Genomic DNA, 13,499 nt, shown 5'->3' with positions numbered 1-13,499 from the left:
GCCCGGGGCCGTGGTACGAAAGGTTGGACAGTGAACCAAGGAGAGAAACAATGCCCTGGGATTCTTCCGCAGGCGCCGGAGTGGACGCCTGGCTGGCCGCCGCGGCCCTGTTCGTGGCTGGCTTCGGCTTGGTGCGCGTGGGCGGCTGGCTGTACCACGCGGTGCTCACGCGCTGGTGCCGCGCCAAGGGAGTGGAGCCGGACGAGGCCATGGCCGCCGCCCTGGACAGCTCCATCTGGTGGCTGGCCTGGGGCCTGGGCCTGTTCGCCGGGATGACGCGCATCTCGTTCCCCTCGGGACTGCACGGGCCGCTGCTCACGCTGCTCCTCTGCCTGTCCACGTTTGTGGCCATCTCCGTGGGCTTCAACCTGCTGCGCCTGGGCCTGGACCTGTCCCTCAAGCGCCGGGGCACGTCCCTGGCCGAGCACGGCAGCAGGGCCTTCCTGCCCGTGGTCAAGGCCGCGGCCTGGCTTTTGGCCGGGGTCTTCCTGCTGGACAACATGGGCTTCAAGGTCTCCACGCTGCTGGCCGGGCTGGGCGTGGCGGGCGTGGCCGTGGGCTTCGCGGCCCAGGCCGTGCTGGGCGACCTGTTCAGCTATTTCGCCATCCTCTTCGACCGGCCGTTTAGCATCGGCGACTTCATCACCATGGGCGAGCACATGGGCACCATCGAGCACATCGGGCTGAAGACCACGCGCATCCGCAGCCTGGGCGGGGAACAGATCGTGCTGCCCAACTCCGACCTCACGGGCTCGCGCGTGCGCAACTACCGGCGCATGACCCGGCGTCGGGTCTGCTTCGGCCTGGGCGTGGTCTACCAGACCCCGGCCGAGGTCCTGGAGGCCCTGCCCGGGGTGATCCGCGAGGTGGTGGAGGCCACGGACCGCGCCACCTTCGACCGCGCGCATTTCCAGGGCTTCGGCGCGTCCAGCCTGGACTTCGAGGTGGTCTTCTACGTGGAGGCGGCGGACTACACCATCTACATGGACGTGCTCCAGGCCATCAACCTGGGCATCGTGCGGGCCTTCGAGGAGCGCGGGGTGGCCTTCGCCTATCCCACCAGGACCCTGTTCATGGCGCGGGAGAAAAACCATGCTTGATCTCTTCAAACAACTGGGCCTTCGGCGCGACGCGGCCCCGGGCACCCTGGAATACCTGGGCCGCAGCCGGTCCTTCACCCCCAGCCTCACGCATCTGGCCTACGGCCCCGAAGGGCTCGAGGAGCGCGTGCTGGACACGGCGGGCGAGGCCCCGGTCCTGGACTTCGGGCGTACGCATTTCCTGTCCCTGGTGGGCGTGCACGAGCCCGAGGTGGTGCGCCGCGTGGGCGGCTGGTTCGGCCTGCATCCGCTGATCCTGGAGGACGTGGTCAGCGGGGCCCAGCGCCCCAAGCTCAACGACCAGGGCGACGCCCGCTTCGTGACCCTGCGCAACGTCATCTACCAGCAGGGCGACAAGCGCCTGGAGGAGGAGCAGGTCAGCGTCCTCTGGGGCGAGAACTACGTGCTGGCCTTCCAGGAGAGCGAGGACGACGCCTGGGCCGGGGTGCTGGCGCGCCTGCGCAAGGGGGCGCCGCGCATCCGCGCGGGCGGGCCCCAGTACCTGGCCGTGGCCCTGTTCGACGCCCTGGTGGACGGGGCCATGGACGCCCTGGGCATGCTCTCGGCCGAGGTGGAGGAGCTCGAATCCCGCCTGGCTGGCAGGCATGAGGAGGAGGGCCTGCTGGAGGCCTACCGCATCCGGCGGGACTGCATCCTGCTTCTGCGCAACGTGCTTCTGCCCACCCAGGAAGTCCTGGGCGCGCTCAAGCGCGGGGAGGCGGAGGAGATCACGGGCGAGGCCGCGCCGTACCTGGAGGACGTGGCCGAGCACGCCCTGCACGCGGTGGAGGCGGCCAAGGTGCTGCACGACGTGCTCGGGGGCATCATGGACGCGCACATCTCCCTGGCGGGCATGCGCATGAACAACGTCATGCGCGTGCTCACGGTGGTGGCCACCATCTTCATCCCCCTGACCTTCGTGGCCGGGATTTACGGCATGAATTTCGAGTTCATGCCTGAGCTGAAATGGCGCTTCGGCTATTTCCTGTGCCTGGGCGCCATGGCCGTCATAGGCGTGGGGATGCTGGTCTATTTTGCGAGAAAGCGCTGGCTATAGCAGACGGCTGAAAAGCGCACCATTGCGGCGTTGCTTCAAGGGCGGCAAACCCTCGCGTATGGGGATACGCGTCGGGCTTGCCGCCCTTTCGCGCCTTGCACAGGCACACTTTTGAGCCGTCTGCGCGTGGGCGTGTCGATTCAAAAAACGGGAAAAGGGGCCGCGCCGTGGTGAATCCGCCGCGTGTTACGGGGCAGCCTGACGATTATAAGGATTCCGCTCTCTCCAGCACCGCCGCCGCCTCGTCCTCCTTGCCGCGCGCGGTCAACGCGCGGGCCAGAAGCTTCCAGAACGGGGCGTGCTCGGGGGCCAGGGCCGCAGCCTGGCGGGCCAGGACCTCGGCCACTTCCGGGTCCTCGTCGCCGTCCAGGTAGATGCGGGCCATGAGCGACAGGGAGGCCGCGTCGCGGGGGTCGTGGATGAGCGCCTGGTGCAGGTGCTCGCGGGCCTCTTCCGCCTCCCCGCGCGCCAGCGCCAGGTTGGCCAGGTAGCGCCGGGTCAAGCCCTCGCCCCCGGGCAGGGTGGCGGCCTTCTCGAACCAGCGCTTGGCGTCAGCGAAGCGGCGGTTGCCCTGGGAGAGCTGGCCCAGGCGGATCAGGCTGAAGACATGCGCCGGATCGGCGGCCAGGCATTTCTTGTAGGCCTCGCGCGCCTCACCTGTCTGGCCCAGGCGCTGGCAGGCGTAGCCGAAATTGTACAGGGCGAACACGTCCCCGGGTTCGTGGGCCAGCACGGTCTTGAACTGGCGCTTGGCCGCGCCCAGGTCGCCGCAGCGGGCGTGGCACACGCCCAGGGAGTTGCGGGCCGTGGTGTTCCGCTTGTCCGCCACCAGGGCCAGCTTGTACTCCTCCATGGCGTCGAAGAGCCGCCCCTGGGCGAAGAGCCTGTCCGCGTGGATGTTCAGGGCCACGGAGTCCAGGAGCCCCACGTGGGGCGCGGGCAGCAGGCGCGCGTATTCCAGGGCCTTGTGCGCGTTGTCCAGGGCCTGGGAGCGCGTGAACCCCAGCCAGGGGAAGTGGGCCACGCCCACGGCCGGGGCCGGAAAGTCATCGGGCAGGGTCTGGACCATGCGCAGGCAGATGTCCCGCGCCTTCTTGCCCGTCATGCCGGGCAGGGCCCAGGCCAGCCCGCCCAGGCTCATGCGCCCGCCCACGGCCCCGTCGCCGAATACGCCCTTGCAAGCCGAGGCCAGCTCGCGCAGGCGCGTTTCCGTGCCGCGCGCCGAGCCGCCTTCCCCGTCCTCCAGGCGCATCAGCACCAGGCAGAAATTGTCCCAGGAGTCGCGCTCTGCGGCCAGGTGCTTGAGAAAGCCCCGGTAGCCCAAAAGCCCGGTCAGGGCGTCGGCCCCGTTGTCCCCGTTGGCCTCGACCTTGGGGGCCGGGTCCGTGTCGCGCACCAGGGTCAGGCGGTCGCCCTTGGCGATGGGCCAGGTCGGGTCCGTCTGGTGGGTGATCTCGGCCAGGGAGCGGCCGCGCCCCGTCTGGATGAGGGCTATCTCGCCCTTGCAGGACGGCGGGGCGTCCGCGTCCGTGCCGGGGGACCAGGCCAGGAAGCGCTGGCCCTCGCGCGCGCCCACGCTGGTGCCCAGGTCGATGCGCACGCGGCCAAGCGGCAGGGCCTCCAGCACGCCGCCGCCCTCGGCCACGATGCGCGAGAAGGCGAAGGCCCGGCCATTGATCCCGTCCCCGGCGCGCGCCGCGCGCGCGGCCTTGCGCAGCACCAGGGCGGCCTGTTCCCCGGCGGTCCTGCGCAGGGTGGGGCCGTCGGCGTCCTGGGGGTAGGCCACGGAACCCACGCTGCAGCCCGGGCGCACCATGCCCTCCAGGATGGGGTCCTCCACCTGCAGCCCGGCCAGGGCTCCCGCCAGGGCCTCGGCCGCCTGGGCGCAGGCCGCCGGCGTGGCCCCGGGCAGGAGCACGGCCAGGGCGTCGTCCCCGGCGCGGGCGCAGAGCGCCTGCTCGGGCGCGGCCCCGCGCACCAGCTCCGCCGCGCGGGTCACGGCCCGGGCCGCGAAGGCCGGGCCGTACTTCTCGGCGCAGGGCTCCAGGTCCGTGAGGCGCGCCAGGACCAGGCCGAAGCAGGCCGAGAACCCGGGGTCCCCGGGCCCCAGGCGCGGCTCGGTGTCCGGGCGCAGGCTCTGGCCGATGCGCTCGATCTCCCGGGCCATGGCCCGGGAGAGCAGGTCCGCCGTGCCCAGGCCGGACAGGGGGTCGGTGACGGAAATCTTGTACAGCTGGAGCTTTTCCACGCACATGCGGGCCATGGCCGCCAGGAGCGGGGGCATGGTCTTGGGCGCGGTGACGCGCGCCCCCCGGGCCACGAACACGCCCAGCAGGTCGCCGTTCAGCGCCAGGGGCAGGAGTACCTTTCTTTCCTCGGGCAGGCACACGGCCCGGCCCTGGCCCAGCTCCGCCAGGACCCCGTTGTCCAGGGTCTTGGGGAAATACAGGCTGTAGGAGGAATGGGGCAAAAAGGAAGCGATCTCGTCGCCCAAGAGATGCTCGTAGGTCAGCAGGTCGCTGCGGGTGAGCCGGGGGCCGTGGTCCGTGAGCAGGCTGGCGTGCACTTTCATGGCGAGGCTATACCCCGGCCCAGGCAGGAGTTCAAGCGGGGCAGGGGCGCGGACGCGAAAACGGCCCCCGGGAGGGCGGGGGCCGTCTTGTCCGGCAGGCCGTCGGGCCGTCCGGTCAGGTCACGATTTCGATGTCCGAATATTGCAGGCCCGGAGCGCCGTCGAAGGTGGCCATGAGGGTTCCGGTGCCCGACCCGTTGCCGTCGGAGTCGTAGTAGAGCTGGCCCGTGTCCGTGTCGTAGACGAACAGGGGCATGGTGTCCGCCCCCTGGTTGCCGCTGAAGGCGCCGCTCAGGCCCGTGGACAGGAAGCGGGCGCTGTCGATCTGCCCGGCGTTCAGGTTGCCGAAGGCCGTCTGCAGGAACGTGAGCTTGTCTTCGCCGGATTCGAAATCGAATACGTAGTCCCCGCCCTCGGCGCCCTGTGACCAGTAGAGGGTGTCCGCGTCCGAGTCGTCGCCCGCGAATATCGTATCCTGGCCCAGACCGCCGATCAGGCTGTCGGCGCCCGATGCGCCGTACAGGATGTCGTTGTCGTCGCCGCCGTCAAGCACGTCGTCGCCCGTGTCGCCGCTCATCACGTCGTTGCCCGCGTCGCCGTACAGGACGTCGTTGTCGTCGCCGCCCGACATGACGTCCGCGCCCTCGCCGCCGAAGAGCATGTCGTCGCCCATGTCGCCGGACATGGTGTCGTCGCCGGCGTTGCCTGAAAGTTCATCCGTGCCTTCGCCGCCGCCCATGAGGTCGCTGCCGTACCCTCCGTTGAGGTAGTCCGCGCCCGAGTCGCCCCAGAGCATGTCGTCGCCATAGCCGCCGTCGATGGTGTCGTTGCCTTCGCCGCCGGAGATGGTGTCGTTGCCTCCGCTCGTTTCCGCGCTGGCCGCGTCGTCGCCAAACATGGAGTCGTCGCCTTCGCCCCCGGAAATCAGATCGGCGCCCAGGTTGCCGGTGAGGGTGTCGTCGCCCTCCAGGCCTTCGAGTTCGTTGTCCTCGTCGTTGCCGGAGATGCTGTCCTTATAGTAGGAGCCCACCACGTTCTGGATGCCCACCAGGGTGTCCGTGTCGCCCCATTCGTCCGTGGCCGTGCCGTAGGCCCCTCCGTATGCGTAGTAGTTGGAAAGGAAGTTGTCGCCCGTGCCCGCGTACAGGTCCACGGTCACGCCAGTCGGGCCCCATGTGTGCCCCGAGATGTCCCAGGGGCGGTCGTAGATCACCGTGTTCTCGTAGCCCGAGGACTCGAGGAAGTCGCCGATGATCAGGTCGTTTCCCTTGCCGGACAGGAACTCGTCGTCGCCGTCGCCGCCGACCATGGTGTCGTTGCCGCCAACGGTGCTGAACAGGGTGTCGTCGAAGATGCCCGTGTCCGGTACGCTGCCCTCGGGGCTGGGCGGGTAGTCGCCGATGAGGAAGTCGTCCCCGCACATGCCTTCGAGGAGGTCGTCGCCCTCCAAACCGATGAGGGCGTCGCGGGCTTCGCTGCCCGTGAGGGTCTCGCTGGCGCTGGTGCCGATGGTGAAGGTGTACAGCGAGGCGTCGAAATCGCCTTCGCCGCCGCCGTACAGGGTGTCGTCGTCGTCATCGTCGTCGGGATCGAAGTCGGGCACGTAGCCCAGCAGGTCCACGATGGAGCCCACCAGTATGCTTTCGCCCGGGGCGGTGCCGTCCCCGGCGCCGCCGGCCTGGGTGTCGCCGCCGGTCCCGTCATCCCCGAGGCCGTCGCCGCCGAAGATGTCCCCGGAACCGAAGGGGTCCGTGCCTTCGCCAAAGCCGGTATCGCCGAAGCCCGTGTCGCCCAGCCCGGTTCCGCCAAGGCCCAGGTCTCCTTCGCCTTCACCCGTGCCGTCGCCGAGTCCCAGGTCCCCTTCGCCCGGGCCGTCTCCGGCGGCGTCGCCGAGTCCGAGATCGCCTTCGCCTTGGCCTTCTCCTTCGCCAAGGCCCTCGCCTTCGCCAGCGGCCTCGCCTTCCCCTTCGCCGGTGCCTTCGCCCTCTCCCTCGCCTTCGCCCTGGCCTTCTCCTTCGCCTTCACCCTCGCCGGCGCCTTCGCCTTGGCCTTCTTGGCCCTGTTCCGGGGAAAGCTCTTGCAGGCCGGGCACCGAGAGGATGGGCGCGGCGGACTGGAACATCTGGATTTCCTGGGGGGTGTAGGGCCGGGGCGGGGTCGGGACGCCCGAGGGGGGCACGCCCACGATGAGGCCCGGGCCCGGGATGGTCTGGCTGACCCCGCCCGCGCCGGTGATGACCACGCTGTGGCCGTCGTAGCTGAAGATGCCGACCCGCTCGCCGTCGGGGCCGATCTGCATGTCCACGCCCGTGCCCCGGATGCCGATGGAGGCCAGGGGCGTCTTCAGGGCCACGGCGTCGGGGTTCTGATCCGCGATCTTGCCCGTGACCATGCGGAAGGTGCCCGTGGACATGCTGGCGATGAGGCTGGCGGCCGAGGGTTCGGCCGGGTTGAACACGTATTCGTCCAGGGTCAGCGTGGAGTCCGGGCCCTGGGAAAGCACCGAGTCGTCCAGGAATTTGGCCTCGAACTTGCCGTCCGCGCCGGTGACGAGCACGTCTCCCGCGTAGATGGGGCTGCCGGGTTCGAGAGCGCGGACGCCGTCCGCGGACTGGGCGCTCAACTGGCCGCTGGCGTTGACGATCTGACCAATGGGATCCATACGGGCCTCCGGCGACTGGGGTGGAGAGATGGAGTTGGTGTAATGATATCACGCCGGGCGGGGTTCAACAATGGAAATGATACGTCAGGGGTCGAAATGAACTCCGCTGGAGCGGCAGGGGAAAGGGTGTGGAGGACGTGGGGAGGGCGAGGAGGCGGACGGACAAGGCGGCCCCCGCCTGTTCAGGGGCCGCCTTGTGCCGAAGCGTTGCGGATGCGTGGCGCTAGAGGGCGAATTCCAGGTCCGTGGCCACGGGAGCGTCGCTTGAGGAGAATACGGCGATTGCCGAGACTCCTCCCGAGTCGACTCCGTTGGAATCATAGTAAAGCGTATTGTTGGAGGTGTCGTACACGAACAGCGGGTCGCTGTCGGAACCCTCCGTGCCGCCGAAGCTGCCGCTGTAGTTGCCGGAGATGAAGGTGACGGAGCCCGTGCCCAGGCCGCCGAATCCGTCGGATTGGAAGACCAGCTTGTCCTCGCCGCTGTGGAAGTTGAACAGGATGTCTCCGCCGTGGTTCGCGGCCGCCCAATAGAAGGTGTCCGCGGCCGTGTCGTTCACCGCGTCCAGGGTGTCCGCGCCGATGCTGCCCTCCAGATAGTCGGCTCCCGTGCTGCCGGTGAGAGTGTCATCATGGGCCGAGCCGATCACGCCTTCGAACCCGGCTATGGTGTCGTTCCCGGCGAGGGAGTCCGTCGCGTGCCCGCCGGAAGCCGTGTTGGCGCCCAGGTTCACGTTCACGGCGGCGTCGGAGGTCTGGTAGGACAGGGTGTCCGAGCCTCCGTTGCCGTTCATGTCGTCCGCGCCCGCGCCGCCCTCGATGACGTTGCCAAGGTCGTCGCCGGTGATGGTGTCGCCGTAGGCCGAGCCCGCCACACCTTCGAATCCGGTGATGGTGTCGTTGGTGGCGTCTCCGTTGGATACGGAGTTGTAATCCAGGGCCACGATGACGCCGGTGGAGGAGCCTTCGTAGGACAGGGTGTCCTTTCCGTCGCCTCCGGAGAGGTAGTCCGCGCCCGCGCCGCCTTCAATCCAGTCGTCGCCCTCTTCCCCTTCCAGGACGTCGTTGTCAGCTCCGCCGCTTATGTAGTCGTCGTCCAGGCCGCCGTATATGGTGTCGTCGTCGTAGCCGCCGCTCATCATGTCGTTGCCGTCGCCACCGGACATGAGATCGTTGCCGTCGCCGCCGAACACGTCGTCGTCGCCCGAGTCGGCACTTATGGTGTCGTTGCCCGCGTCACCATTTATGTGGTCGTTGTCCTCTCCGCCCCCGAGCATGTCGTTGCCGTAGCCTCCGAAAAGGAAGTCCACGCCCGAGTCGCCCCATAGCCAGTCGTCGCCGTAGCCGCCGTCGATGGTGTCGTTGCCTTCGCCGCCGGAGATGGTGTCGTTGCCTCCGCTCGTTTCCGCGCTGGCCGCGTCGTCGCCAAACATGGAGTCGTCGCCTTCGCCCCCGGAAATCAGATCGGCGCCCAGGTTGCCGGTGAGGGTGTCGTCGCCCTCCAGGCCTTCGAGTTCGTTGTCCTCGTCGTTGCCGGAGATGCTGTCCTTATAGTAGGAGCCCACCACGTTCTGGATGCCCACCAGGGTGTCCGTGTCGCCCCATTCGTCCGTGGCCGTGCCGTAGGCCCCTCCGTATGCGTAGTAGTTGGAAAGGAAGTTGTCGCCCGTGCCCGCGTACAGGTCCACGGTCACGCCAGTCGGGCCCCATGTGTGCCCCGAGATGTCCCAGGGGCGGTCGTAGATCACCGTGTTCTCGTAGCCCGAGGACTCGAGGAAGTCGCCGATGATCAGGTCGTTTCCCTTGCCGGACAGGAACTCGTCGTCGCCGTCGCCGCCGACCATGGTGTCGTTGCCGCCAACGGTGCTGAACAGGGTGTCGTCGAAGATGCCCGTGTCCGGTACGCTGCCCTCGGGGCTGGGCGGGTAGTCGCCGATGAGGAAGTCGTCCCCGCACATGCCTTCGAGGAGGTCGTCGCCCTCCAAACCGATGAGGGCGTCGCGGGCTTCGCTGCCCGTGAGGGTCTCGCTGGCGCTGGTGCCGATGGTGAAGGTGTACAGCGAGGCGTCGAAATCGCCTTCGCCGCCGCCGTACAGGGTGTCGTCGTCGTCATCGTCGTCGGGATCGAAGTCGGGCACGTAGCCCAGCAGGTCCACGATGGAGCCCACCAGTATGCTTTCGCCCGGGGCGGTGCCGTCCCCGGCGCCGCCGGCCTGGGTGTCGCCGCCGGTCCCGTCATCCCCGAGGCCGTCGCCGCCGAAGATGTCCCCGGAACCGAAGGGGTCCGTGCCTTCGCCAAAGCCGGTATCGCCGAAGCCCGTGTCGCCCAGCCCGGTTCCGCCAAGGCCCAGGTCTCCTTCGCCTTCACCCGTGCCGTCGCCGAGTCCCAGGTCCCCTTCGCCCGGGCCGTCTCCGGCGGCGTCGCCGAGTCCGAGATCGCCTTCGCCTTGGCCTTCTCCTTCGCCAAGGCCCTCGCCTTCGCCAGCGGCCTCGCCTTCCCCTTCGCCGGTGCCTTCGCCCTCTCCCTCGCCTTCGCCCTGGCCTTCTCCTTCGCCTTCACCCTCGCCGGCGCCTTCGCCTTGGCCTTCTTGGCCCTGTTCCGGGGAAAGCTCTTGCAGGCCGGGCACCGAGAGGATGGGCGCGGCGGACTGGAACATCTGGATTTCCTGGGGGGTGTAGGGCCGGGGCGGGGTCGGGACGCCCGAGGGGGGCACGCCCACGATGAGGCCCGGGCCCGGGATGGTCTGGCTGACCCCGCCCGCGCCGGTGATGACCACGCTGTGGCCGTCGTAGCTGAAGATGCCGACCCGCTCGCCGTCGGGGCCGATCTGCATGTCCACGCCCGTGCCCCGGATGCCGATGGAGGCCAGGGGCGTCTTCAGGGCCACGGCGTCGGGGTTCTGATCCGCGATCTTGCCCGTGACCATGCGGAAGGTGCCCGTGGACATGCTGGCGATGAGGCTGGCGGCCGAGGGTTCGGCCGGGTTGAACACGTATTCGTCCAGGGTCAGCGTGGAGTCCGGGCCCTGGGAAAGCACCGAGTCGTCCAGGAATTTGGCCTCGAACTTGCCGTCCGCGCCGGTGACGAGCACGTCTCCCGCATAGATGGGGCTGCCGGGTTCGAGAGCGCGGACGCCGTCCGCGGACTGGGCGCTCAACTGGCCGCTGGCGTTTACGATTTGGCCGATGGGATCCATATGGACCTCCAATGGATGATATAGAGGACTCTGGATCTTACTACGATACCACGCGGGAGGCGACAGGGACAATTGGAAATTTTGGAATTGGGTAAATTAGATTAAGAAATGTTTAGTTACATTGATAAAGTTGGCCGGAGATGCGGGAGGCTGAGCCGGAATTGAAGAAAGGAGATGGAGGGTCGGCGCATTTGGGAACATAAAAAATGCAACGGCCCCGCGCTTACGCGGGGCCGTTGCATTTGAAATTCTGCGCTTTGCAGACGGTCTCGGCCGTCACCTGCCAGTCTCTAGTATGTGACGATCTCAATGTCCGAGGCAAGGGGATTGTCGCTGCCGGTGAACACGGCCACGGCCGTGCCGGTGTCGGAGCCGTTGCCGTCGTAGTCGTAGTAGAGGGTCTGGTTGTCCAGGTCGTAGACGAACACAGCGCTGTTGGTGTCGTTGCCCGCGGTGCCGTCGTAGGCACCGCCGTAATGGCCCGAGAAGAACGTGACGCCGTCCGTGAGATAGCCCTCGCTCAGGCCCGTTTCCGTGCACGTGAACTGCAGCTTGTCCTCGCCGCTGTCGAAGTCGAACACGTATTCCGAGGACGATTTCTCTTCCTGCGGGGTCGACCAGTAGAACACGTCCACGTCCGTGTCGTCGCCGGCGTACATGCTGTCCGCGCCGTTGCCGCCCGCCAGGGTGTCGGCCCCGACGCCGCCGCGCAGGACGTCGTCGCCCTCGCCGCCGTCCAGGCTGTCGTTGCCCAGGCCGCCGTCCAGGCTGTCGTCGCCCAGGTCGCCGAACAGGGCGTCTCCGCCGTCTCCGCCGTCCATCTGGTCCGCGCCCTCGCCGCCCATGAGCATGTCGTCGCCCGCTTCGCCGGAGAGGGTGTCGTCGCCCTCGCCGCCGTTCATATCGTCGTCGTCGTCGCCGCCGGCCATGAGGTCGTTGCCGTACCAGCCGTACATGAAGTCCTGGCCCGCTCCGCCGTACAGGCAGTCGTCGCCGTAGCCGCCGTTGATGTAGTCGCTGCCGTCGCCGCCGGATATGGTGTCGTCGCCCCCGCCAGTCAGGCTGCTTTCCTGATTGTTGTCTTCGCCGTACAGCACATCGTCGCCCAGGCCGCCGGTGATCAGGTCGTCGCCCAGCTCGCCCGCCATGGTGTCGTCGCCTTCCTGGCCGTCCAGTTCGTTGTCTTCGCCGCTGCCGGTGATGTCGTCGTTGTAGTACGAGCCCACCACGTTCTGGATGCCCACCAGGGTGTCCACGTTTTCCCATTCGTCGATGGCCGTGCCGTAGGTCCCGGTATAGCCCATGTCGTCGAGGACCGAGGACTGGCCCTGGTCGTTCAGCCCCACGTCCAGGTCCACGGTCACGCCCGTGGGCCCCCAGGTATAGCCCGCCAGGTCCTCTGGGCGCTCGAATATCACCGTGTTTTCGTAGCCCATGGCCTGGGCCGCCAGGAAGTCTCCGATGATCACGTCGTCGCCCACGCCGGACAGGAAATCGTCGTCGCCTTCGCCGCCCACCATGGTGTCGTTGCCGCCATAGTTGGTGTCGCTGAACAGGGCGTCGTCGAAAATGCCGGTGTCGGGAACGGAGGAGTCGGGGCTGGGCGGGTAGTCGCCGATGAGAAAATCGTCTCCGCCCAGGCCTTCCAGGAGGTCGTCGCCTTCCATGCCGATGATGGCGTCCTGGTCTGCGCTGCCCGTGAGGGTTTCGCTGTCGCCGGTGCCGATGAGGAAGGTGTATGCCGCGGCGTCGAAATCCTCGTCCCCGTCGCCGAACAGGGTGGTATAGTCCTCGTCGTCGTCATCGTCCCCGGCGTCGGCCTCTCCGGTGTCGGCCACGTAGCCCAGGCCCGAGAGCAGGCCGTCGCCCCCCGGGTCGCTGCCGCTCCCGGCACCCGCGAGGCCGCCGTCTTCGCCGCCGGAAAGGCCGTCGTCGCCGTAACCGAACGCGTCGCCCGAGGCGAAGGGGTCGGCCCCTCCGCCGAACATCGTGTCGTCCCCGGCGGCACCACCGTCCAGCCCGGAATCGCCGAGGCCCCCGTCTGCTCCGTCCGCGTCGTCCAGTCCGTCGCCGCCTTCCTGGGCTTCCCCTTCGCCCAGGCCTTCTCCCTCACCCAGGCCTTCGCCTTCGCCGGTGGCTTCTCCCTCGCCTTCGCCGGTTCCTTCACCCTCTCCGCCGCCCTCGCCTTCTCCGGCCGCTTCGCCTTCGCCGCCTTCCCCGGTCTCGCCCGCCTCTTGGCCCTGGGCCGGGGAGAGTTCCTGCAGGCCCGGCACCGAGAGGATGGGCGCGGCGGTCTGGAACATGTTGATTTCCTGCGGAGTGTAGGGCCGGGGCGGGGCCGGGATGCCCGAGGGGGGCACGCCCACGATGAGGCCCGGGCCCGGGATGGTCTGGCTGACCCCGCCCGCGCCCGTGACCACAACGCTGTGGTTGTCGTAGTTGAAGAGTCCGATTCGTTCGCCGTCGGCACCCACGTGCACGTCCACGCCCGTGCCCCGGATGCCGATGGAGGCCAGGGGCGTTTTCAGGGCCACGGCGTCGGGGTTCTGGTCCGCGATCTTGCCCGTGACCACGCGGAAAGTGCCTTCGGACAGGCTGGCGATGAGGCTGGCGGCCGAGGGCCGGGCCGGGTCGTAGACGTAGTCGTCCAGGGTCAGCTTGGCGTCCGGCCCTTGCGCGAGCACCGAGTCGTCGAGAAATTTGGCTTCGAATTTGCCGTCCGGCCCGGTGACGAGGACGTCCCCCGCATAGATGGGGCTGCCGGGTTCAAGGGCGCGGGCACCGTCCTCGGCTTGGGCGTGCAATTGACCGCTGGCGTTGACTATGTGACCAATGGGGTTCATGCGGGTCTCCGGACAAGGGCTGGCTGATGAAAATGTCTACCCATTAATATATCAATGCCTGGTATTTAT

At 68.2% G+C, this 13,499-nt stretch carries 6 protein-coding genes; 2 read left to right on the top strand and 4 right to left on the bottom strand.

Annotation, left to right across the window (positions count from 1 at the left end; all coding sequences use genetic code 11):
- Positions 1-50: 50 nt before the first annotated feature.
- Positions 51-1,100 (top strand): mechanosensitive ion channel family protein, encoded by a 1,050-nt coding sequence (locus ACYYG1_RS03715; RefSeq protein WP_461208930.1) that lies wholly within the window; start codon positions 51-53, stop codon positions 1,098-1,100.
- On the top strand, positions 1,093-2,157 hold the full coding sequence (gene corA / locus ACYYG1_RS03710; protein ID WP_461208929.1) for a magnesium/cobalt transporter CorA: 1,065 nt from the start codon (positions 1,093-1,095) through the stop codon (positions 2,155-2,157). The genes ACYYG1_RS03715 and corA overlap by 8 nt, the downstream gene beginning before the upstream one ends.
- 205 nt (positions 2,158-2,362) lie before the next feature.
- Here corA and ACYYG1_RS03705 read toward each other — a convergent pair whose 3' ends face one another.
- The 4 genes from ACYYG1_RS03705 to ACYYG1_RS03690 form a co-directional block, all read right to left on the bottom strand.
- Entirely contained in the window at positions 2,363-4,729 is a 2,367-nt protein-coding gene (locus ACYYG1_RS03705; RefSeq protein ID WP_461208928.1) for a tetratricopeptide repeat protein, read from the bottom strand.
- A gap of 115 nt (positions 4,730-4,844) precedes the next feature.
- On the bottom strand, positions 4,845-7,391 hold the full coding sequence (locus ACYYG1_RS03700) for a hypothetical protein (RefSeq protein WP_461208927.1): 2,547 nt from the start codon (positions 7,389-7,391) through the stop codon (positions 4,845-4,847).
- Between the two features lie 223 nt (positions 7,392-7,614).
- A complete protein-coding gene (locus tag ACYYG1_RS03695; protein WP_461208926.1) occupies positions 7,615-10,587 on the bottom strand; it encodes a hypothetical protein in 2,973 nt (990 codons plus the stop codon).
- A 290-nt stretch (positions 10,588-10,877) separates the two neighbouring features.
- Positions 10,878-13,430 (bottom strand): hypothetical protein, encoded by a 2,553-nt coding sequence (locus ACYYG1_RS03690; protein ID WP_461208925.1) that lies wholly within the window; start codon positions 13,428-13,430, stop codon positions 10,878-10,880.
- Positions 13,431-13,499 lie beyond the last annotated feature (69 nt).

It is taken from the genome of Desulfocurvus sp. DL1XJH-121 (assembly GCF_054819825.1).
The sequence above is the reverse complement of the archived record's forward strand: the minus strand, read 5'-3'. Positions and strand labels throughout refer to the sequence as shown.